Here is a 22597-nt window from a genome sequence, read left to right on the forward strand (position 1 = left end):
GTATTTGCCATATTCAGTCGGGCATATTCAATGGCACTGATCCGGCGCTAAAAAAACGCGTACAAATGAAACGCAGGATCCAGGCAACTGCCTAAACTGCTTACGGGACCTGTAAAAAAGCGACAAGGAATCCAACCGTGGATGCACCGACTTCTCAACGCTATACCACACGAGCCAGATGGCTGCATTGGGTCATGGCCATACTGATTGTGCTGGCGTATACGCTGATTCTAAGCCGTAGTCAGTTTGGCAAGGCTTCTGAATACCGCACACTGGTCGTGCAGAGCCATTTCTGGGTGGGGATTGTGATTCTGGCCATGGCGTTTTTCCGCGTCGCCGAGCGTCGACGGCATCGTCCGCCCGGCATAACGCCGCCGCTTGAAGGCGCGTTGCGCTTAGCCGCGACACTCTCGCATTACGCGCTGTATGCGTTCCTGTTCGCTCAACCATTATTGGGCCTGCTGACGGTGATGGTGGAAAAAGGCGCGCTGCCCATTCCGCTCACCGACCTGCAGATACCCTGGCCCCTGCCGACCTCGGATCGCAGGGCCGAAACGTTCGAAGATGTGCACAAGCTGCTGGGCTCGATCTTCTACTACGTCATCGCCCTGCACGTAGTCGCCGCGCTCTGGCATCACCTTGTGCGCAAGGACAATACCCTCAAGCGCATGCTGTAAGTCAGGAGGCTGACAGAACCCGGGCGAGTGTGGCTTTTACCTTGCCCATGCCATCGCGCAGGGCCTGTTCGATTTCTGCCATGGTTATGACTGTGGTCGACTTGCCCGCTGCCGGATTGACCACCAACGCCAGGCAGGCATATTCAAGCTCAAGCTCACGGGCCAGAGCGGCCTCGGGCATACCGGTCATGCCGACGATGTCGCAGCCATCGCGCTCAAGGCGGATGATTTCAGCGACCGTCTCCAGGCGCGGACCCTGGGTACAGGCATAGACACCGCGATCAGAGAACGCGCACCCTTCAGCGGCCAATGCTGCCACCAGCCGCGCCCGCAACGCTTCGCTGTAGGGATAGCTGAAGTCAATGTGCGTGACCTCTTCCAGATCATCAGCAAAGAACGTGTGCTGGCGACCACTGGTGTAGTCGACCAGATCATTCGGCACGCAAAAGTGCCCGGTGCCCATCGCTGGATGTATACCGCCCACCGCATTGACCGCCAGAATTGCTTCGGCACCGGCCTGTTTCAAGGCCCAGATGTTGGCCCGGTAGTTGACCTGATGCGGTGGCAAACGATGCGGATGGCCATGCCGCGCCAGAAACATCACTTCGCGACCGGCATAATCGCCGATCTGGATTTCGCCGGAAGGTGCGCCATAAGGCGTGTTCATCGGCAAGGACTGCCGAATGTTCAGGCCTTCCAGCTGGGTCAGGCCAGTACCGCCAATAATCGCGTAAACAGTCATCGCAAATCCTTAATCGATCAGTTGAGCAGCGCGCAGGGCCTGAAGCGCGGCCTGCCAGCGCGGGTGTTGCCGATAATCGGTACTGGCTGATGCCTGACCGCGCATACGCGCGATGCGCGGCGAAGGCCTGACTTTCAAGCGCTGGGCCGCACCGAGGGCCAGCTCTGCCGCAGCGCGGTCATTGCATACCAGCCCCATGTCGCAACCCGCCGTCAACGCAGCCTCGATACGGCTGGCGGCGTCACCGACCACGTGGGCACCGGCCATCGACAGATCATCACTGAAAATAACACCGTCAAATTTCAGTTCGTCGCGCAGGATGTCCTGCAGCCAGCGCTTTGAGAAACCGGCAGGCTGCGAATCGACTTTCGGGTAGATGACATGAGCTGGCATCACTGCAGCAAGCTGTCGGCTCAGGCGTGCGAACGGCACCAGATCGCTGGCGCGAATCTGCTCCAGGCTGCGCTCGTCATTCGGGATAGCCACGTGAGAGTCGGCTTCAGCCCAGCCGTGGCCGGGGAAGTGCTTGCCGGTCGCAGCCATGCCGGCCGCGTTCATGCCACGAATAAACGCCCCTGCCAGCAACGCCGCACGCTCCGGGTCGCCCTCGAACGAACGCGTCCCGACGACCGCGCTGCGCTGGTAGTCCAGGTCCAGCACCGGAGCAAAACTCAGGTCCAGGCCGACAGCCAGCACTTCGGTAGCCATCAGCCAGCCGCAATGCTCGGCCAGCAGCACTGCACCTGGCTTGTCGGCAATGGCGCGCATCGGCGGTAGACGCACGAACCCCTGCCGCAGGCGCTGGACCCTGCCGCCCTCCTGATCAACTGCCAGCAGCAAGTCCGGGCGAACGGCGCGAATTGCCGCACTCAGTTCACGAACCTGACGGGGATGCTCGATGTTTCGGGCAAAGATAATCAAACCGCCCACTTCGGGCTGACGCAGAAACTGACGGTCTTCGCTGGTCAGCCAGGTGCCGGCGACATCGACCATCAGGGAGCCTTGCAGGCCAGAACTCATAGAAAAAACCCTTACACACCAGTGCCCATTTGCAATCCGGGCATGGTGCTTGATCCTGAAGCCTGACGCAATGCGATGCGCCGGTACATTAAGACTTTGAGGGTCAGGCCTTGGCGACCGCAGGCGTACCGGCGCTGCTCTTGCTGCGCGGTCTGAGTTGAGCGGCGATCATTGTCGGGTCACTGACGCCAGTGTCGGCACGCATGCCTGCGGCGAGAAACGGCACCATCAGGCGCATGACCTGCTCAATGGAGGTATTGACGCCAAAATCGGTCTCGGCAATTGCGCGCAAGGCCTTGATGCCGGACATGCTGAATGCTGCGGCACCAAGCATGAAGTGCACGCGCCAGAACAGCTCGATAGGCGGAATACGGGGGGCGGCTTCGTTGACCAGTGTCATGTAACGACGGAACACCTTGCCGTACATGTCTTCAAGATAACGGCGCAGGTGGCCCTGGCTCTGACTGAAGGCAAGCCCTAGAAGGCGCATGAAGATCGACAGGTCATTACCGCTTCGCGGTTGCACGACAAGCGCCTGCTCGACGAGGATCTCCAGCAGCTCTTCCAGGCTTGGCTTGTGTTCGGGTTTTGCCTGACGACGCTCCAGCTCGCGATCGAGACTGATACAGAACGGGCCGAGAAAGCGTGAGAACACCGCCTGAATCAGCGCCTTCTTCGAACCGAAGTGATAGTTCACCGCAGCCAGATTGACCGACGCCTTGCTGGTGATGAGACGCAAGGAGGTTTCAGCGAATCCCTTTTCTGCGAACAACTGCTCGGCAGCATCAAGAATGCGTTCAACGGTTTCCGACTGGGCCATGGCTCTCTGCCTAACAAACGAACGTTTGAAACATACGTATCAGGCGCCCTGCTTGTCAAGCGGACCCGTTCATTTTGTGGCCGAACAGTCACGAAAATGGATGTTAAATGACAACAGACCGCTTATGCAGCGCTTTTTGACGCAAGACTCCGCAACCACTCGCTGCACCGCCTGGCGGCGAAAGTAAAAAGGATGATTGCCAACGCGCGTTCACTGTATATAATCCCAGTCACTGTATAAAAAGCCAGAGCGCCCATCATGATCAAACTGACGCCACGCCAGGCTGAAATCCTGGGTTTCATCAAACGCTGCCTGGAAGACAACGGCTTTCCACCTACACGTGCGGAAATCGCCCAGGAGCTGGGTTTCAAATCGCCCAACGCAGCGGAAGAACACCTCAAGGCATTGGCTCGCAAAGGCGCCATCGAAATGACCCCTGGTGCCTCACGCGGCATCCGCATTCCAGGCTTTGAAGCACGGCCGGATGAAAGCAGCCTGCCGGTCATTGGTCGCGTAGCAGCTGGCGCGCCGATTCTGGCTCAGCAACATATCGAAGAGTCCTGCAACATCAACCCTTCCTTTTTCCATCCCAGCGCCAACTACCTGCTGCGCGTTCACGGCATGAGCATGAAGGACGTCGGGATTCTGGATGGCGACCTGTTGGCGGTGCACACCACTCGCGAAGCACGTAACGGCCAGATCGTAGTTGCCCGGATAGGCGACGAAGTCACCGTCAAGCGCTTCAAGCGCGAAGGCAGCAAAGTCTGGCTGCTGGCCGAAAACCCTGATTTTGCCCCCATCGAGGTCGATCTCAAGGATCAGGAACTGGTGATCGAAGGTTTGAGCGTCGGCGTCATTCGCCGCTAAGGAGGCGTTATGCAGTTCCATCAAGCACCGCATTCACAATTGCCACTGTTTGAGGCGTTTCTGGCTCAGCCCATCGCCCCGCTACTTGCCGATGCAGTCGAAACACCCTGGGGCAACGAGCCAGAACTGTTCAGTGAACTGTCTTTGCGCGGTGCCGCCGGGAACTGCCTGAGCCTTCTGGCACCTATCCTTCGGGAACTGAGCGAAGAAATCGACGCACGCTGGCTGACGCTGATTGCGCCACCCTCAAGCCTGACCCAGGCCTGGTTGCGCGATGCAGGACTCAACAGGGAACGGATTCTGCTACTGCAGCCGCGCGGCACACAAAGTGTGCTGGAGCTGACTCGCGAAGCACTCAGACTCGGCCGTAGCCATACGGTTGTGAGCTGGATCAATCCACTTGGCGCTGCGGCGCGCCAGCAATTGATCAGTGCTGCAAAAATCGGGGAAGCACAGAGCCTGAACATCCGGCTGGGCTAAAAAGCCCGGTCGTCGATCAGTGCAGAACGTGGGGTACGTCATCCTTCTCGACTTCGCCCTCTGCCAGACGGCCAGCCATCTGTACACCCACACTCAACATGGCCTTGGCGACTTCAACATGCTGACCTTGCATGAACGCTTTGGCATCCGCAGAGAAATCAAGCGTAACCAGAGAACCCTCGTCATCGGCACGACGCAGTTCAATGCGTCCGTCAGGCAGTTCGACAATTTCCAGGAAAGAGGTAGGCATTACAGTTACTCCGCAAGAGGCGGGCATTGTAACAGCCTGCCAGCCTGCACTTCATTGGTTTTCAGCACTCGCTCAGGCCTTCACGAAAACGGATGGCCAACCCTTTGAGTTGTTGACGCCAATTTTCAAGCTCTTCACGCGTCAGTTCAGACTCCGGCTCGGCGTCCAGGTTCACTGCCTGTATCATCGGCTGCGTAACATCACCCTTGAGCTTTTTCGGTGCCCGTGGCGGCTCGTACAATGCGTTATAGGCCGCCAGCAACTGCGCCAGCCATGTCTGGCGGTTCTGGGCAAGCTCTACCAGCTCGGCCATTTCGGGAATTGCGATGGTGTTCAGCACTTCCTGGGTCAACAAGTCCTCCGCACGACGCGCGCCAGCCTGCGGCAGGCGGTAGAAACCTGCAATCTCGTGGCACAAGCCCAGCAGCGCGCCATACAGATGAAACAGTGCCGACTCACGCTCGGCCTGCAACAACGCAGGGGCGTTGACCGCCTGCCCCTTCTCCGCCTTCCCCAACGCTTCGAGCGCAAGCCCTGCGAAATAGATCTTCTGGTTGGTACGGGTATAGAGCTCATGAGCCATGGCGAGACTCTCCATAACAATGGGATAGAGAACAGCATAGCCTGTGGCGCCGGAACAGTCTGGCACCGCAGGCCGTACCTATCGAAAACAGCGCCCGACCCTTTTGCGTCGGGCGCCTGCGATCAACGCTTGTCTTCAACCTTCCAGGCGCTGCCGTCGTAGAATGCACGCCAGCCAGTAGGCTTGCCCTCTACTTCGGTCTGGACATACTGCTCTTTGGTCTTGCGACTGTAACGGATCACTGTCGGACGACCGTCCGGATCCTTCTTCGGCGCTTCGCAAAGGAAGTGGTACTTGGGATCGATTTCGTCCTTGTGCGGCGCGATTTCGATAACCAGCGGGGCACGGGTTTCACGGTTTTTCGGGAACTGGCTGGCAGCCAGGAACAGGCCCGAAGCGCCGTCACGCAGAATGTAGGTATCGTCGACCTTGTCGCACTTGAGCTCCGGCATCTTCACCGGGTCCATTTTCGGCGGTGCGGCGTCGCCGCTTTTCAGCAATTTGCGGGTGTTCTTGCACTCGGGATTGGTACAGCCGAAGAACTTGCCGAAACGACCGGTCTTGAGCTGCATCTCGCTGCCACACTTGTCGCATTCCAGACTCGGGCCTTCGTAGCCTTTGATCCGGTAAGTGCCTTCCTCGATTTCGTAACCCGTGCAATCGGGGTTATTGCCGCAAATGTGCAATTTGTGCTTTTCGTCGAGCAGATACGCGTCCATCGCCGTGCTGCAGATCGGGCAGCGATGCTTGCCACGCAGAACCCGCGACTCGGACTCGCCCTCGTCATCGTCGGCAATCTCGTCGCCGGGAGTCAGATTGACAGTCGCCTTGCAGCGCTCCTTGGGTGGCAGGCTGTAGCCGGAGCAACCCAGAAACACGCCCGTCGAGGCGGTACGGATCTGCATCGGGCGGCCGCACACCTTGCACGGGATATCGGTCATTACCGGCTGGTTGGCACGCATGCCACTGTCCGGGGCTTCTGCCACGTCCAGCTTTTTGCGGAAATCGCCGTAAAACTCGTCCAGAACGTTTTTCCAGTCGCGCTGACCCTTGGCCACGTCGTCGAGGTTTTCTTCCATACCCGCAGTAAAGCCGTAGTCCATCAGATTGGAAAAGCTTTCGGACAACCGTCCGGTGACGATATCGCCCATTTTTTCCGAGTAGAAGCGGCGATTATGCAGCGCGACGTAGCCACGGTCCTGAATGGTCGAAATGATCGCGGCGTAGGTCGACGGGCGACCGATACCGCGCTTTTCCATTTCCTTGACCAGACTGGCTTCGGAATAACGCGCTGGCGGCTTGGTGAAGTGTTGGCTGGGGTCGAGCTTGTTCAGCTTCAGCGCTTCGCCCTGCGCCATGTCCGGCAGAACGTCGTCATCGCCCGGCTTGGGCATCTGTGGCAACGCACGGGTATAACCGTCGAATTTGAGAATGCGACCCTTGGCACGCAGCTCGAAGTCGCTTGCGGCGACCGTGACGGTGGTCGACAGATATTGTGCAGGCAGCATCTGGCAAGCCACAAACTGGCGCCAGATCAACTCGTAAAGGCGCTCGGCGTCACGCTCCATCCCGGCAAGCTTGGTCGGGTGAGTGTTGACGTCGGAAGGTCGAATCGCTTCGTGAGCCTCTTGCGCGCCTTCCTTGCTGCTGTAGACGTTGGGCGACTCCGGCAGGTACTTCTTGCCGAACTCGGTTTCAATGTAGTCACGCGCCATGCTTACCGCGTCGGCCGACAGATTGGTCGAGTCGGTACGCATGTAGGTGATGTAACCCGCTTCATACAAGCGCTGGGCCATCATCATGGTTTTCTTGACACCGAAGCCCAGACGGTTGCTCGCTGCCTGCTGCAGGGTCGAGGTGATGAAGGGCGCCGATGGCTTGCTGCTGGTCGGCTTGTCTTCACGCTTGACGATGCTGTAGCTGGACGCCTTGAGCTTTTCAAGGGCCGCCATGGCCTGGGTTTCGTTCAGCGGCTTGAACGCTTCGCCGTTTTCGCGCGCCACTTCGAACCGTACATTGGCACCTTTGGCGGTGCCCAGATCGGCGTGTATTTCCCAGTATTCTTCAGGGTTGAACGCGCGAATTTCGCGCTCACGCTCCACCACCAGCTTCACCGCAACCGACTGTACGCGACCGGCAGACAGACCACGGGCCACTTTCTGCCAGAGCAACGGCGAGACCATGTAGCCTACGACGCGGTCAAGGAAACGACGCGCCTGCTGAGCGTTGACGCGTGCAATGTCCAGTTCGCCTGGCTTGGAAAACGCTTCCTGAATGGCTTTCTTGGTGATCTCGTTGAACACCACGCGCTTGTAGCGGCTGTCATCCCCGCCGATGGCTTCGCGCAGGTGCCAGGCAATGGCTTCCCCTTCGCGGTCCAAGTCCGTCGCGAGATAGATGGTGTCGGCATCCTTGGCGAGCTTGCGCAGCTCTTCAATGACCTTTTCCTTGCCAGGAAGGATCTCGTACTTGGCCTTCCAGCCATGTTCCGGATCGACTCCCATGCGCGAGACCAGCTGGCGCTGCGCCTTTTCTTTAGGCGTCAGTACCGGGCCCTCGCCTGCCGCAGCCTTGCCACGCTTGGCGGCAGGGTCTTTGGCGGCACTAGCCGAACCGCTGGTGGGCAGGTCTCGGATATGGCCGATACTCGACTTCACCACGTACTGGTTGCCCAAATACTTGTTGATGGTCTTGGCCTTAGCCGGGGATTCCACGATGACCAGCGATTTGCCCATGGATCAGAAAATTCCTGAATAACTAGATGAAAGACAGTGAGGAGCTTGTAAAGGCCACGCTATATATAGTGGCTACAAGGTGAGGTCAAGCACAGCCTGTTGTGCAATTCCCTCTCACGTTCGTGAAAACAGGCTGGGTTCAGCCTCAACCAGAGCAAAGCGCGGGACGTGCTCGCCGTCAACCTCGACCGACTCCAGAAACATGCTCAAGGGACGCACCCACATCCCGAAATCGCCGTACAGAGCCTGATAGAACACGACTTCCTCTTCGGTTTCGGAATGCCTGGCAACACTGAAAACCCGGTAATGCGGGCCTTTGTAATGGCGATAGAGCCCTGGTTGCAGTTGCATGCTGCGGTCCTCTTGTAACACGTTCAAAAGAATTGGCTGAAAAACCTTTTTTTCAAAAAACAAAAGCCGGGGCACCAAGCCCCGGCTCGCATCACACACAGGAATCAGACGCGTTCGAAAACGGTCGCGATGCCCTGCCCCAGACCAATACACATGGTAGACACGCCGAAGGTGCCGCCATTTTGCTTCATGACATTGAGCAAGGTGCCGGAGATGCGCGCGCCGGAACACCCAAACGGATGCCCCAGAGCGATGGCGCCGCCGTGCAGGTTAACCTTCTCGTTCATCTTGTCGAGCACTTTCAAATCTTTCAACACTGGCAAGGCCTGTGCAGCGAAAGCTTCGTTGAGCTCGATGAAGTCGATATCGGCGATCGTCAGGCCTGCACGCTTGAGCGCTTTCTGGGTTGCCGGAACCGGACCATAGCCCATGATCGCGGGGTCGACCCCGGCCACGGCCATCGAACGAATCACCGCCAGAGGCTGGATACCGAGGTCCTGGGCGCGCTGCGCAGACATGACGATCATGCACGATGCGCCGTCAGTGATCTGCGACGACGTACCGGCAGTGACGGTGCCGCCTTTTGGATTGAACGCCGGCTTGAGCGCAGCGAGACTTTCCAGGGTGGTGTCCGGACGAATGGTCTCATCGTAATCAAAGACCTTGAGGAAGCCGTTCTCGTCATAACCCTGCATCGGGATGATCTCATCCTTGAACTTGCCTTCCAGCGTCGCCTTATGGGCCAACTGGTGGGAACGCAGGCCGAAGGCATCCTGCTGCTCGCGGGTGATGCCATGCATTTTCCCGAGCATTTCGGCGGTAAGGCCCATCATTCCGGACGCTTTGGCGGCGTGCAGGGACATGTGCGGGTTCGGGTCCACGCCATGCATCATGCTGACGTGGCCCATGTGCTCCACACCACCAATGACAAACACGTCACCGTTGTTGGTCATGATCGCCTGTGCAGCGGTGTGCAGCGCGCTCATGGACGAACCACACAGACGGCTTACCGTCTGCGCAGCCGAAGTGTGCGGGATCTGGGTCAGCAACGACGCCATGCGCGCAATGTTCCAGCCCTGCTCCAGGGTCTGGTTGACACAGCCCCAGATCACGTCCTCGACTTCCGCCGGGTCAACCTTGTTGTTGCGCTCGAGCAATTTGCTGATCAAGTGCGCGGACATGTCTTCAGCACGGGTGTTGCGGTGCATGCCGCCCTTGGAGCGACCCATCGGGGTGCGACCGAAGTCGACAATCACGACGTCTCTTGGATTAAGGCTCATTCGTTCATTCCTCGGAAGACGCTTGACCGAAGAAGCTCTGGCCTTTAGTGGCCATTTCACGCAGCTTCGCGGTCGGTTGATACAGGGCACCCAGCTCGGCGTATTGGTCAGCCAGGGCAACGAATTCGGCAACACCGATGGAGTCGATGTAGCGCAGCGCACCGCCACGGAACGGAGGGAAACCAATACCGTAGATCAGACCCATGTCGGCTTCGGCAGCGGTTTCGACGATGCTGTCTTCCAGGCAGCGAACCGTTTCCAGGCACAACGGGATCATCATCCAGTTGATGATGTCTTCATCGCTCACTTCACGCTGTTCGTAGACGATCGGCTTGAGCACATCCAGCACAGCCGGGTCATTGACCTTCTTGGGCTTGCCCTTCTTGTCGGTCTCGTAGGCGTAGAAACCCTTGCCGTTCTTCTGCCCCAGACGATTGGCTTCATACAGCGCATCAACTGCAGAGCGGCGATCATCCTTCATCCGGTCAGGGAAACCTTCGGCCATGACATCACGGCCATGGTGGCCGGTGTCGATACCGACAACGTCCATCAGGTAGGCAGGCCCCATCGGCCAGCCGAATTTCTCCATGACCTTGTCGATGCGCACGAAATCCACGCCTGCGCTGACCAGCCTGGCGAAACCGCCGAAGTACGGAAACAGTACGCGGTTGACCAGAAAGCCCGGGCAGTCGTTGACCACAATCGGGTTTTTGCCCATTTTCCTGGCGTAGGCAACGGTCGTAGCGACCGCTTCTTCGCTGGACTTCTCGCCACGGATCACTTCCACCAGCGGCATCATGTGCACCGGGTTGAAGAAGTGCATGCCGACGAAGTTTTCCGGACGCTTGAGGGCCTTGGCCAACAGGCTGATCGAGATGGTCGAAGTGTTGGACGCCAGAATGGTGTGCTCACCCACATTGGCTTCGACTTCCGCCAGTACCGCCTGCTTGACCTTCGGGTTTTCGACAACCGCTTCGACCACTAGGTCGACGTTGCCGAAATCGCCGTAGGAAAGCGTAGGACGAATCGCGTTAAGCGCTTCGGCCATCTTCGCCGCAGTCAGACGGCCTTTTTCCAGACGGCCGCCCAGCAGTTTGGAGGCTTCGTTCAGGCCCAGCTGAATGGCTTCTTCGCGGATATCCTTCATCAGGATCGGCGTGCCCTTGACTGCCGACTGATAGGCAATGCCGCCACCCATGATCCCGGCGCCCAGTACGGCGGCCTGTTTCACGTCTTTGGCGACTGCGTCGTAGCCCTTGGCTTTCTTTTTCAGTTCCTGATCGTTCAGAAACAGGCCGATAAGGCTCTGCGCAGCAGATGTCTTGGCCATTTTCACGAAACCGGCGGCTTCGACTTCCAGCGCCTTGTCACGACCGAAATTGGCGGCTTTCTGGATGGTCTTGATGGCCTCGACCGGTGCCGGATAGTTCGGTCCGGCCTGACCTGCGACAAAACCTTTGGCGGTTTCGAATGCCATCATCTGCTCAATGGCATTGAGCTTGAGCTTGTCCAGCTTGGGCTGGCGCTTGGCCTTGTAGTCGAACTCGCCGGAAATAGCGCGCTGAATCAGGTCAAGCGCTGCGGTCTGAAGCTTCTCGGGGGCAACTACCGCATCAACGGCACCGACTTTCAGAGCATCCTCTGCGGAGTTTTCCTTGCCTGACGCGATCCATTCGATTGCGTTGTCAGCACCGATGATGCGCGGCAAACGCACAGTGCCGCCGAAACCCGGGTATAGACCCAGCTTGACTTCAGGCAGACCGATGCGCGCACTGCTGGAGATAACCCGATAGTCTGCGGCCAGGCACATTTCCAGACCGCCGCCCAACGCAATGCCGTTGATAGCGACAACGGTGGGCACGCCCAGATCTTCGAAATCGCTGAAAATCCTGTTGGCCTGCAGATTGCCCGCAACCAGTTCGGCTTCCGGCAACTTGAAGTTGTCGACGAACTCGGTGATGTCGGCACCGACAATGAACACGTCCTTGCCACTGCTGACGATCACGCCCTTGACCGAGGCATCAGCCTTGATCGCATCGACTGCCTGACGCAACTCGTTGAGGGTGAGGCGGTTGAACTTGTTGACGGACTCACCCTTGAGATCGAAATTCAATTCGACGATGCCACTTTCAAGAGCCTTAACCGTGATGGCTTTACCTTCGTAAATCATCAACTGATCTCCACAATATGGAAGCTGAACAATACCCGCCGGACATTAATGTCCGGCGGGGCTACGACGTCGCCGTCGATGAACTCGCCAAATCACACGTTTACCCGCCGCGACGTGGTAGCCAGGATTCTGTCAGAGCCTTCTGACGACCAAACGATCATTTCATACGCCCGTTTGATTTGGGTACGCACACCATCAGGCATAACCGAGAGATTGTCAATTCGACAAAACACTCGAAAATATTCGTTTTCGCAGGAATATGCAGGCACTCCATAATGCCCACGCCTGTATGCGATCCGCCATCATTCGCCAGCGTGATAGTAGCCGCACTCAGGTGCTATAGCCTGACCTTGAGAACTTGACACGGGGCAGCTATAGGCCATGAAAGTCAGGTGCGGACGCACCGCCTGAGGGCACATACAAAAAATATTTGCAGGAATCGCGACAAAATGGAGCAAAAGGGCTAGAGTCGCAACACTGCGCCACAAGAGGCTCGCAATGCAGCTGATTTGCGGGTGCGCAACAGCGAAGGCCGACATGGCGGCAAAAGCCTGTCGGCACGCGACGAATTATCGGCCTGCCTGGCCAACCCCGGCCCGATGTTGTTATCGGGCTTTTTAATGCCTGCGATTTAATGCCTGTGAGTCGGGCTCAGGCCAATTCCTTGAGCAGCTTGTCAATACGCTGCAACACCTCTGCCTCGCCCCGCTCCGCCCAGTACACGGCAACCATCTGCCCGTCAGCCTCGACCTTGTAGGCATCTGTGGGCAACGTCTGCAAATAAGACAGCACTTTTGGATCTTCGCAGACCTCGCGCCAGCGGTTGCGCCAGATGCCTGGCTCGCTCTGCCAGTAAACCCAGGCATCTGCATGCGAGCCCAGGCGCGGGCGGTGGTACTGTGCGCACGGGCTTGGCGGTTCTTTCGTCAGCCAGTGCGGCCACTCTTGCGGGGCAAGCTGCATACCCATGCCCAGACGGCGCGCCTCCATGCGCAATGCCATCCTGCCGCTCTGATGACGCGACGGGCGCAACCACACAAGCGGGCTCAGCATCACACCAATGATTGACAGGACTATCCAGACCGTCATATTTCTTGCTCCCACCCGATCTCGGACTTCTCACAACATTTTTGAAAACAATGGCTTGCACAAGGGTCTGCCCAGATGCGAACGAAAGAGCCATACTCCCATCATCGCAATTCTCCCGGAGGACACCCTCATGCCATACGAACACATTCTGGTTGCCATTGACCTCACCGATGAGTGTGACCCGGTCATCCGTCGCGCCAGCTTGCTGGCCAAGGCCAGCGAAGCAAAACTGTCGGTGGTGCACATCGTCGAGCCAATCGCCATGGCGTTTGGCGGTGATGTCCCAATGGACCTTTCGCAATTGCAACAACAACAGATCGATCAGGCCAGGGAAAAGCTCGGAAAGCTCAAACTCAAGTATCCGCAGCTGGAAAACAGTGAAAGCCATATGGTGTTTGGTCAGCCACGACAGGAAATCCACAAGCTGGCCAAGAGCGAAGCTTGCGACCTGATCGTTGTCGGCAGCCATGGCCGCCACGGCCTGGCCTTGTTGCTTGGCTCCACCGCCAACGACGTCCTGCACGGTGCCCCATGTGATGTGCTGGCAGTGAGCCTTAAAAAGCCCGAGTAACCTGACCGGCTACAGCGAAAAGCCCGGTTACCCGGGCTTTTTTTTGCATCACACGAACGCGTCAGCGATCACTCGTCCAGTTCGGCCCAGCGCTCCAGCAGCTTGTCCAGCTCGGCCTGCAGGTTTTCCAGCTGCGCCAGCACGGCAGCAGTCTGTTCCGCCGAACGCTGGTAAAAGCCCGGCTCGGCCATTTCCGCATTCAGGACGGCCATCTTGCCTTCAACCTCATCGATCTGCGCAGGCAGAGCCTCCAGCTCGCGCTGAAGTTTGTAGCTAAGCTTTTTCTTGGCGACCGGCATGTCCTGCGCGGCAACCGGTGCTGCTTGCACCACAGCGCTGGCCAGTTCGGCCTTGCCGGATTTGGTGTCGGCAACACCCAGAAGACGCGGCGAACCGCCCTGACGCAGCCAGTCTTGATAACCACCGACGTATTCGCGAACCTTGCCTTCACCTTCGAACACCAGCGTGCTGGTGACGACGTTGTCGAGGAATGCCCGGTCGTGGCTGACCATCAATACGGTGCCCTTGAAGGTCAGCAGAACCTCTTCGAGCAGCTCTAGAGTTTCGACGTCCAGGTCGTTGGTCGGTTCGTCGAGCACCAGCAGGTTGGCAGGCTTGCTGAATAGCTTGGCCAGCAGCAGCCGGGCACGCTCGCCACCGGACAGCGCCTTGACTGGCGTGCGGGCACGTTGCGGACTGAACAGGAAGTCACCCAGGTAACTCAGGACATGACGGCTCTGGCCATCGATGTCGATGAAGTCACGCCCCTCGGCAACGTTGTCGATCACGGTCTTTTCCAGGTCGAGCTGGTGACGCAACTGGTCGAAATAGGCTACGTCCAGACGTGTACCGACTTCAACCTTGCCACCGGTCGGCTGCAGGTTGTCGAGCATCAGCTTGAGCAATGTGGTCTTGCCGGTGCCGTTCGCGCCGAGCAGACCGATACGGTCTTCGCGCTGCAGGACCATGGAGAAATCCTTGATCAACATCGGGCCACCCGGATGGGCAAAGCTGACGTTGTCGAGAACCATGACCTGCTTGCCGGATTTCTCGGCAGTATCGAGCTGGATATTGGCCTTGCCGGTACGTTCACGGCGCTCGCTACGCTCTACACGCAGCTCCTTGAGGGCACGCACGCGGCCTTCGTTACGGGTACGACGAGCCTTGATGCCCTGCCGGATCCAGACCTCTTCCTGGGCCAGACGCTTGTCGAACAGTGCGTTGGCAGTCTCTTCGGCTGCCAGTGCGGCTTCCTTGTGGACCAGGAAACTGGCGTAGTCGCCGTCCCAGTCGATCAAGCCCCCACGGTCCAGCTCAAGAATACGGGTCGCAAGGTTTTGCAGGAATGCCCGGTCGTGCGTGATGAACAGCACCGCCCCCTGGAAATCCTTGAGGGCTTCTTCAAGCCAGGCGATAGCGCCGATATCCAGGTGGTTGGTCGGCTCGTCGAGCAGCAACAGGTCCGGCTCGGAAACCAGCGCCTGAGCCAGCAGAACACGGCGACGCCAGCCACCGGACAACTCGGCCAGGGTCTTGTCGGCTGGCAGTTGCAAACGGCTGAGCGTGCTGTCGACCAGTTGCTGCAAGCGCCAGCCATCACGGGCTTCGAGGTCCTGCTGGACATGCATCAGCTTGTTCAGGTCTTCTTCGGTGACGCAGTTCTGCGCCAGATGATGGTATTCGGCGAGCAAGGCACCGACGCCATCCAGACCTTCGGCCACTACGTCGAAGACAGTCCGTCCGTCGGCTACCGGCAATTCCTGGGGCAATTCGCCAATCTTGAGGCCGGGCGCACGCCAGACAGCCCCGTCATCAGGCTTCTGAACGCCTTTTACCAGCTTCAACATGCTGGATTTGCCTGTGCCGTTACGGCCGATGATGCACACCCGCTCACCACGGGCGATCTGCCAGGACACCTTGTCCAATAACGGCATAGCGCCGAAAGCAAGGGACACATCGCTGAATTTGAGCAGGGTCATGAGCTTCTCCAAAAACCGGGCGCGCATTCTACCTGAGATAACCGGCGGATGTCGGTAATCGTGGCACCCGTGACAACTTCCCCACCGCCTTTGTAACCGACAATTATTTCCATATGAGACAAGCTCGTCGGCAATGCTTTCACCATGAGCTGGCAAAAGGCTAAGCTAGCAATACTTTTCACGACTCATCTGCTCGGAAGTCTCATGCGCAGTCGTTTGTTCAGCTTTTTATCGTGCCTGCTCCTCTCCACCACCGCCATCCAGACTGCTCATGCGGTAGACCTCAACCAACAACGCAAGTATTACGACGAAGCCAAGCGTGCGCTGGCCAAGGGCGATTCAGGCCCGTATCAAATGTACAGCACGGCGCTGGCCGATTATCCGCTGGAGCCTTACCTCGAATACGACGAGCTGACGGCGCGCCTGAAGACTGCCAGCAATGCGGAAATCGAGAAGTTTCTTGCCGAGCATGGCGACCTGCCGCAGGCCAACTGGATGAAGCTGCGCTGGTTGCGCTGGCTGGCGGAACGCGGTGACTGGCAACCGTTCGTCAAGTACTACGACCCGAAAATGAATTTCGTCGAACTGGATTGCCTGTACGGGCAATACCAGTTGAGCAACAACAAGCGCGCCGAAGGCTACGCCAGCGCGGAAAAACTGTGGATGACCGGCAAGACACTGCCAGCCGCCTGTGACGGCTTTTTCGCACAATGGGCAGCCGCAGGCCAGTTGACGGAGCAGAAACGCTGGCAACGGGCCAAACTGGCCGCTCAGGCACGCAATTACAGTCTGGCCAACACTCTGGTCAACAGCCTCAACTCGCTGGCCCCGCAAGGTCGCCTGCTGCTGGCCGTCGCCCAGAAGCCGGAAATGGTCAACAACCCCGCACAGTTCGCACCGGTGGATGAAGCCATGTCCGATGTGGTCGGCCTTGGCCTGCGCAGACTGGCCAAGGAGGACCCGCAGAAAGCCCTGTCGATGCTCGATGGCTACGCGGCAACCATGCACTTCTCCCGTGAAGAGCAGGTGGAAATTGCCAAGGAAATCGGCCTGACTCTGGCACGTCGCTATGACGACCGCGCCCTGGAGGTCATGACCCGATACGACCCGGAGCTGCGCGACAACACGGTTACCGAGTGGCGTATGCGTCTGCTGCTGCGGCTGGGTCGCTGGGAAGATGCCTACGAACTGGCGCGCCGACTGCCCAAGGACCTCGCTGCGACCAATCGCTGGCGTTACTGGGAAGCCCGCTCCCTGGAACTGGCCCAGCCCAACAGCCCGCTGATTGCCGCTCTGTACAAGGACGTGGCCAAAGAGCGCGACTTCTACGGTTTTCTGGCGGCCGACCGCACACAAAGCCCCTATCAGCTCAACAACAAGCCCCTGGTGCTCAGCCAGGCGCTGATCAACAAAGTACGCAACACACCCGGGGTGCGTCGCGCACTGGAGTTTCATGACCGCGGCGAGATCGTCGACGGACGACGTGAGTGGTATCACGTCAGCCGCCTGTTCAACCGCGACGAAATGGTTGCCCAAGCCAAACTGGCCTACGACCTGAAATGGTATTTCCCGGCCATTCGCACGATCAGCCAGGCGCAATATTGGGATGATCTGGACATCCGCTTCCCGATGGCCCATCGCGACACGTTGGTACGCGAAGCCAAGGTGCGTGGCTTGCACTCAAGCTGGGTATTCGCCATTACGCGCCAGGAGAGCGCTTTCATGGATGACGCTCGCTCGGGCGTCGGCGCCAGCGGCCTGATGCAGTTGATGCCCGCCACCGCCAAGGAAACTGCCCGCAAGTTCAGCATTCCGCTAGCCTCGCCGCAGCAGGTGCTGGACCCGGACACCAACATTCAGCTGGGTGCTGCCTACCTGAGTTCGGTGCATGCCCAGTTCAACGGCAATCGCGTGCTTGCTTCAGCCGCCTACAACGCCGGACCAGGCCGCGTACGCCAATGGCTGAAAGGTGCCAATCACCTGGCCTTCGATGTCTGGGTAGAGAGCATACCGTTCGATGAAACCCGCCAGTACGTACAGAACGTGCTGTCCTATTCGGTGATCTACGGCCAGAAGCTCAACTCGCCCCAGCCGCTGGTTGACTGGCACGAGCGGTTTTTCGACGATCAGTGACCGGTCGGCAGGAGTGCTTCTCAGAGCACTCCTGCCGCTACGCAACACCTATTCCAGTACTTCGACCGGCATGCCCACTTCAAGCTCGCCCAGCCCCTCGTTGACCACGTTCTGGCCAAACAGCACATTACCCTCCACTTCCCGGTAGGTCTTGAGCGTGGCGAAGGGTTCACGATCCGCGCTGCGCTCGCCGGTAGCCGGGTCGATAGTGGTGAGAATGCAGCGCGCGCAAGGCTTGAGCAGCTGGAATTCGATGTCGCCGATACGGATGCGCTTCCACCCATCCTCGGCAAAGGCCTCAGCCCCCTCAACCACCAGATTGGGCCTGAAGCGCAGCATTTCCAATGGCCTGCCCAAGCGGGCCGACAGGTCATCGAGCGAGCCCTGACCAATCAGCAGCAACGGGAAGCCATCGGCAAAACTCACCCGGTCGTTAATCGTCTGGTAGCCCCCGGGGAGCCAGCGCGCACGCTCTGCCGGCAGATAAACCATGCGGGTGGGCTTGCCAATAAACCGGCTGACCCATTCGGCTGCCACATCGCCAGCGTCCGGCACCTGCAACGAATCACGCCAGACTGTCACACCGCGCAGGTTTGACTCGATATCCAGCGGAACCGCGACGTCCAGAGGCTCGAAACCGGGTGCCGAAAGGGTTACGCCGCCGCTGACATTCCACAACACCGTCAGTTGGGACATGTGCGACAGGGCGCGCTGGGTGAAGAACCGACCGTTGCTTTCGTCGACCAGCATCCAGCGTCGGTCCCCCGCCAACCCCAGCTGATCGAACGACGCGCGTTGCAGCGTCTCCGCCTTGCAGGATTTGAGAGGGAAACGATAGAGAGAGCTGAGACGCAACATGAGAGCCGGTTCCTTTGATGGCGGGATAAGCTTTGACGAACACATCAAAGCTTATCCGAAGCCGGAGCGGCAGGCATCCGCGATCAACAATCGCGCAAGGTATCAGCCAATCATCAAAAGACGTTCGCGCACCACCTCGACCAGCTTGTCGGGCTGGAATTTGGAGAGGAAGTTGTCGCAACCGACCTTCTTGACCATCGATTCGTTGAAGCTGCCGGACAACGAGGTGTGCAGAACGATGTACAGACTGCGCAAACGCGGGTCGTTGCGAATCTCGGTGGTCAGGCGGTAACCGTCCATTTCCGGCATTTCGGCATCGGTGAATACCATCAACAGCTTTTCATGGACGTTTTCGCCCGCGTCCGCCCAACCCTTGAGCATGTTCAGCGCCTTGAGACCGTCACTGGCCACGTGCAGCTTGAGGCCCAATTGAGACAGCGTGTCGCGCAACTGCGCCAGCGCCACCTTGGAGTCGTCGACCAGCAACACCTCACGACCACGGGCATTTTCCAGCACCGGGTCCTCGAGCTTCTCGCGGGAAACCTTGGCGTTGTACGGAACGATCTCGGCAAGTACTTTTTCGACGTCGATAATTTCTACCAACTGGTCATCGACCTTGCTGATGGCCGTCAGGTAATGCTGACGACCGGCGCTGGCCGGCGGCGGCATGATCGCGTCCCAGTTCATGTTGACGATGCGGTCCACACCACCGACCAGGAAAGCCTGAACCGAGCGATTGTACTCGGTGACGATGATCGTGCTGCCAGGCCCGGGCACCAGCGGCCGCATACCGATGGCCTGGGAAAGGTCGATCACCGGCAGGGTCTGGCCACGCAGGTTGACCACGCCACAGACGAACGAGTGGCGTTGCGGCATGAGAGTCAACTTGGGTAGCTGCAATACTTCCTGAACCTTGAACACATTGATCGCAAATAATTGCCGACCGGCAAGGCGAAACATGAGGATTTCCAGGCGATTCTCGCCCACCAGTTGTGTGCGCTGATCTACTGTGTCGAGAATGCCTGCCATTATTAGCTCCTGAAGCAATGGTCACGATGAGTCTGTTGAGCCTGTATCGGCTGAAACCAGCCGGACCTTAATGGCGATGAAAGGCCATTCTCAGCATTGATGTCACTTTACCATCATGATTTACTGGTGTCGCTTTTCAGCCAGGCAAATACGACGATGAGCGCGTCATGGAAAAGTCTGAAAAGGCCTGGCCGCTAAAGGAAGAAATCAATAACCCAAAAAAAGTCAATCAGGGATAACCTGATATGATCGACATCTAATTGCCACTATTGTGACGCTATTCTCAATACAAGAATGGCGTCATGTTCGTGTCCGCTTTTCAAACCTTGCAATCAAGCGGCGCTGGCAACATTCAGAAACGCCCTACATACTTTTGTTTGAAATCGACATTAACTGTCAGCCATTCGCCGCGGGCGGAAGTTCGCTATCCATGATCAGTGGAGACAAAGGATGCTGAGCAACAACGATTGGCAGCATAAGCACGACCAGTTCCTGAGCACCTCTCAGGCACTTCTTTACAAGTCGGAAGAATGTCTTTCGCACCTGGAGTTGATTCCCAACGACGAGGACGCCACCGGCTGCCTTCTGACCACCCTGCGCACGCTGGCCCAGGAGGCGGAAGCCGCGCCTGTGCCGTGCATTGCCGAGTTTTCACGTCAGCTGTGTCAATTATTGAAAAGCGGTGGCCAGGCCAACGATCTCTCACAGGAAACCCTGCTGACCGTTAAAAACTGCCTGATGCTCATGTCCTGGCAGGTCGAGCTTCTCGATCCGCAAACGGGCGAGTTGACTATGGACAACAACGAACAGCTGGAGCTGTTGGAAAAACTTGCCAACGCTTCCTCGCAATCGGTACTGACGAAGGATGCAACCCAACGATAACGCTCGACTGTCGGGCATCACACCGCAATGTCATTGAAGTGATGTTGTCACGTCAGCGTTTTCCGTCCATTGTCTTCACTGCTTTCAAATCGTCTTAAAGGTTGACCAGGGACTGAACGCACGCCTCGACGGTCCCATTTACACAAGAAGCCACAATGACCTGCAATCTGTTACTGGTCGACGACCACTTCCTGATCAGAGCCGGCGTGCGAGCGCTGGTTGCAGACATGCCGGGCTATGCCATTCTCGGTGAAGCGGCGGACGGCGCGCAGTTGTCGAGCCTGGCGCAGCGACTCAAGCCAGACATCATCCTGCTCGATATCTGGATGAAGAGCGTCGACGGCCTTGAGGCGCTCGAACAACTATTTAAAGTACAGCCACATTGCAAGGTTTTGATCCTGTCGATGCACACCGATCCGGACATGATCATGCGTGCGCTCGACATCGGGGCTCGCGGCTATCTGCTCAAGGACACCACAGCGACCGAACTGGAACAGGCACTGGAAGCGCTGCGCAACAACGAACGCTATCTGAGCCCGGCCATCGCTCATACCGTTATCGAGCGCGCCCTGCGCGGAACACGCTTGGACAGGGCCCAGGCGGCCAAGGAGCGGTATCACTTGACCGCTCGCCAGCTGGAAATCCTGCGTCTGATCGTGCGCGGCAAGTCCACGCGTGAGATTGCCGTCGGCCTGGGACTGAGCATCAAGACCATCGAGACCCACCGCTCCCAGGTCATGAAGCGGCTACAGATATTCGACGTCGCCGGGCTGGTACTGTTTTGCGTTCGCGAGCGGATTATCAGTCTGGACGATTGAGCATCGGTGCACGGCTCAGCACCGGTGAATCCGCCGGCAAGTGCACCTGTAGCGCGCCCGGTCGCGCTTCGAAGCGCAGGTCCTCGCCAGACAACGGCTCACCATCGAGGTTGATGTCCAGACCCTGAGCCGACTTGAGTTCTACCCAGGGCAAACGCGCACGAATGAACATGTTGTCGATGCCCAGCCCGCCTTCCAGCAGACTCCTCAGCGTGCCGACCACTTCCTGAGGCGCTGGCAGGATACTGATGTCGAGCAGGCCATCATCAGCCAGCGCAGTCGGGCACAGTTCGTGCCCACCACCAGCCTGCCGGCCGTTACCGATACCCAGGGCAAGAAGATCGCCGCGCCAGTGAAAATCCGGCCCGGTGAGTTCGCCGTGGGCAGCATGCAGTTCGCTGAACCTTGTCAGGCCGGTAAACAGATAGGCCGCGCCGCCCAATACTTTTTTCAGGTCTTCGGATGTGTTGGCCGTTACCTGACTGCCAAAGCCGCCGGTAGCCATGTTGAGGAACAGCTTGCCGCCGACTTCACCCAGATCGACGGCGCGCGGCGCTATGTCCATCAGTTGCAGAGCCTTGGAGACCTCAAGAGGCACCCCGGCTGCGCGGGCAAAATCGTTGGCAGTGCCCAGCGGCAAAATAGTCAGGCTGGCTTTTGTTTCGGCCAGCGCCAGGGCCTCGGCGATATCTCGCAAGGTACCGTCACCGCCGCCCGCCACGATGTGCCGATGCCCGGTGGCCAGCGCTTCGCCAACCAGGCGCTGGGCATCGCCAGCTTCCCAGGTGAGCCTCACGTCCAGCTCCCAGCCCTGCTTGCGCTTGTCTGCAACGGCATCACGTACGTCTTCGTTGAGCGCCTGTTTACCGTGAAGAATGAGCATTGCCCTGCGTTGTGTCATGACACCTCCTCTGCCGAACCCTACGAATTGAAGCCTGCGAGCGACGCTCTTTCTGTAATCAGCGCCCGCATACATTTCGCACGACGCATGACTGTGACCCCGCACATGTCAAAAAAAGCCCACCCGTCACGGATTTTTTTTAACGTCATCAAGAACAGATCAAACCCCGCCAATACTGGGCAAAACCCGGGAGAAGAAGCTCTGGACCAGCGATTGCATCAGGCTTGGCACACTTTTGTACTGACGCGATTTGTTTCATGAGCTTTACTGACAGCAGGACCCTCACTTGAGGGAAGTTTCATCTACAAATGATTGAAAAGTCTTAAATAAAATTCGGAACAGGACGACATATATAAAGTGAT

Annotated in this window: 21 protein-coding genes; 7 read left to right on the forward strand and 14 right to left on the reverse strand. The window is 58.2% G+C overall.

From position 1 onward, the window contains the following. The first annotated feature begins 137 nt into the window (after positions 1-137). Positions 138-677: a cytochrome b gene (locus RGM3321_RS19365; protein WP_244394442.1), complete on the forward strand. Its 540-nt coding sequence runs from the start codon at positions 138-140 to the stop codon at positions 675-677. Between the two features lies 1 nt (position 678). Here the strand turns inward: RGM3321_RS19365 and RGM3321_RS19370 are convergent, their stop codons facing one another. From RGM3321_RS19370 to psrA, 3 genes are all read right to left on the reverse strand, one after another. Then, the gene (locus tag RGM3321_RS19370) at positions 679-1419 is read right to left on the reverse strand and encodes an S-methyl-5'-thioinosine phosphorylase (RefSeq protein ID WP_244394443.1); all 741 of its coding nucleotides are present in this window, start codon (positions 1417-1419) and stop codon (positions 679-681) included. Positions 1420-1428: 9 nt separating this feature from the next. Further along, positions 1429-2427: a beta-N-acetylhexosaminidase gene (gene nagZ / locus RGM3321_RS19375; RefSeq protein WP_244394570.1), complete on the reverse strand. Its 999-nt coding sequence runs from the start codon at positions 2425-2427 to the stop codon at positions 1429-1431. Positions 2428-2542: 115 nt separating this feature from the next. Further along, positions 2543-3259 (reverse strand): transcriptional regulator PsrA, encoded by a 717-nt coding sequence (gene psrA / locus RGM3321_RS19380; RefSeq protein WP_044317789.1) that lies wholly within the window; start codon positions 3257-3259, stop codon positions 2543-2545. 258 nt (positions 3260-3517) lie between these two features. Here psrA and lexA point away from each other — a divergent pair, with 258 nt between their 5' ends. Then, entirely contained in the window at positions 3518-4126 is a 609-nt protein-coding gene (gene lexA, locus RGM3321_RS19385) for a transcriptional repressor LexA (RefSeq protein ID WP_002554100.1), read from the forward strand. 9 nt (positions 4127-4135) lie between these two features. Then, entirely contained in the window at positions 4136-4606 is a 471-nt protein-coding gene (gene sulA, locus RGM3321_RS19390) for an SOS-induced cell division inhibitor SulA (RefSeq protein WP_244394444.1), read from the forward strand. Positions 4607-4622: 16 nt separating this feature from the next. Here the strand turns inward: sulA and RGM3321_RS19395 are convergent, their stop codons facing one another. The 7 genes from RGM3321_RS19395 to RGM3321_RS19425 all read right to left on the reverse strand — a co-directional run bounded on the left by RGM3321_RS19395 (position 4623) and on the right by RGM3321_RS19425 (position 13064). Next, a complete protein-coding gene (locus tag RGM3321_RS19395; protein WP_002554102.1) occupies positions 4623-4856 on the reverse strand; it encodes a hypothetical protein in 234 nt (77 codons plus the stop codon). A 61-nt stretch (positions 4857-4917) separates the two neighbouring features. After that, positions 4918-5439: a DUF6586 family protein gene (locus RGM3321_RS19400; protein ID WP_244394445.1), complete on the reverse strand. Its 522-nt coding sequence runs from the start codon at positions 5437-5439 to the stop codon at positions 4918-4920. 122 nt (positions 5440-5561) lie between these two features. After that, positions 5562-8174 (reverse strand): type I DNA topoisomerase, encoded by a 2613-nt coding sequence (topA, locus tag RGM3321_RS19405; RefSeq protein ID WP_244394446.1) that lies wholly within the window; start codon positions 8172-8174, stop codon positions 5562-5564. A 114-nt stretch (positions 8175-8288) separates the two neighbouring features. Then, positions 8289-8525, reverse strand: a complete 237-nt coding sequence (locus RGM3321_RS19410) for a DUF1653 domain-containing protein (RefSeq protein ID WP_219169453.1) — start codon at positions 8523-8525, stop codon at positions 8289-8291. 104 nt (positions 8526-8629) lie between these two features. Beyond that, positions 8630-9805, reverse strand: coding sequence for an acetyl-CoA C-acyltransferase FadA (gene fadA, locus RGM3321_RS19415; protein WP_004656895.1), 1176 nt, complete (start codon positions 9803-9805; stop codon positions 8630-8632). Between the two features lie 4 nt (positions 9806-9809). Continuing rightward, the gene (gene fadB, locus RGM3321_RS19420) at positions 9810-11975 is read right to left on the reverse strand and encodes a fatty acid oxidation complex subunit alpha FadB (RefSeq protein WP_244394447.1); all 2166 of its coding nucleotides are present in this window, start codon (positions 11973-11975) and stop codon (positions 9810-9812) included. A 651-nt stretch (positions 11976-12626) separates the two neighbouring features. After that, on the reverse strand, positions 12627-13064 hold the full coding sequence (locus RGM3321_RS19425; protein ID WP_244394448.1) for a hypothetical protein: 438 nt from the start codon (positions 13062-13064) through the stop codon (positions 12627-12629). 130 nt (positions 13065-13194) lie between these two features. Here RGM3321_RS19425 and RGM3321_RS19430 point away from each other — a divergent pair, with 130 nt between their 5' ends. Then, positions 13195-13635, forward strand: a complete 441-nt coding sequence (locus RGM3321_RS19430) for a universal stress protein (RefSeq protein ID WP_002554110.1) — start codon at positions 13195-13197, stop codon at positions 13633-13635. Positions 13636-13703: 68 nt separating this feature from the next. On the opposite strand, the gene RGM3321_RS19435 is transcribed toward RGM3321_RS19430, so the two are convergent. Continuing rightward, entirely contained in the window at positions 13704-15614 is a 1911-nt protein-coding gene (locus RGM3321_RS19435; protein WP_244394449.1) for an ATP-binding cassette domain-containing protein, read from the reverse strand. A 204-nt stretch (positions 15615-15818) separates the two neighbouring features. On the opposite strand from RGM3321_RS19435, the gene RGM3321_RS19440 reads away from it, so the two are divergent. Continuing rightward, positions 15819-17747 carry a transglycosylase SLT domain-containing protein gene (locus tag RGM3321_RS19440; protein ID WP_044323047.1) on the forward strand — a complete coding sequence of 643 codons (1929 nt, stop codon included), beginning with the start codon at positions 15819-15821 and terminating at the stop codon, positions 17745-17747. A 48-nt stretch (positions 17748-17795) separates the two neighbouring features. Here RGM3321_RS19440 and RGM3321_RS19445 read toward each other — a convergent pair whose 3' ends face one another. Together RGM3321_RS19445 and RGM3321_RS19450 are read right to left on the reverse strand one after the other, a co-directional pair. Then, positions 17796-18605: an MOSC domain-containing protein gene (locus tag RGM3321_RS19445; protein ID WP_244394450.1), complete on the reverse strand. Its 810-nt coding sequence runs from the start codon at positions 18603-18605 to the stop codon at positions 17796-17798. Between the two features lie 102 nt (positions 18606-18707). Continuing rightward, positions 18708-19634, reverse strand: coding sequence for a chemotaxis protein CheV (locus tag RGM3321_RS19450; RefSeq protein WP_002554114.1), 927 nt, complete (start codon positions 19632-19634; stop codon positions 18708-18710). Positions 19635-20084: 450 nt separating this feature from the next. Between RGM3321_RS19450 and RGM3321_RS19455 the strand changes: the two genes are divergently transcribed. After that, positions 20085-20516 (forward strand): hypothetical protein, encoded by a 432-nt coding sequence (locus RGM3321_RS19455; protein WP_244394451.1) that lies wholly within the window; start codon positions 20085-20087, stop codon positions 20514-20516. A 155-nt stretch (positions 20517-20671) separates the two neighbouring features. Then, the gene (locus RGM3321_RS19460) at positions 20672-21334 is read left to right on the forward strand and encodes a response regulator transcription factor (RefSeq protein ID WP_244394452.1); all 663 of its coding nucleotides are present in this window, start codon (positions 20672-20674) and stop codon (positions 21332-21334) included. On the opposite strand, the gene yegS is transcribed toward RGM3321_RS19460, so the two are convergent. Further along, a complete protein-coding gene (yegS, locus tag RGM3321_RS19465; RefSeq protein ID WP_244394453.1) occupies positions 21318-22235 on the reverse strand; it encodes a lipid kinase YegS in 918 nt (305 codons plus the stop codon). The genes RGM3321_RS19460 and yegS overlap by 17 nt on opposite strands. Positions 22236-22597: the final 362 nt, after the last annotated feature.

Origin of the sequence: Pseudomonas sp. RGM 3321 (assembly GCF_022836805.1) — a bacterium.
Taxonomy (GTDB): domain Bacteria; phylum Pseudomonadota; class Gammaproteobacteria; order Pseudomonadales; family Pseudomonadaceae; genus Aquipseudomonas.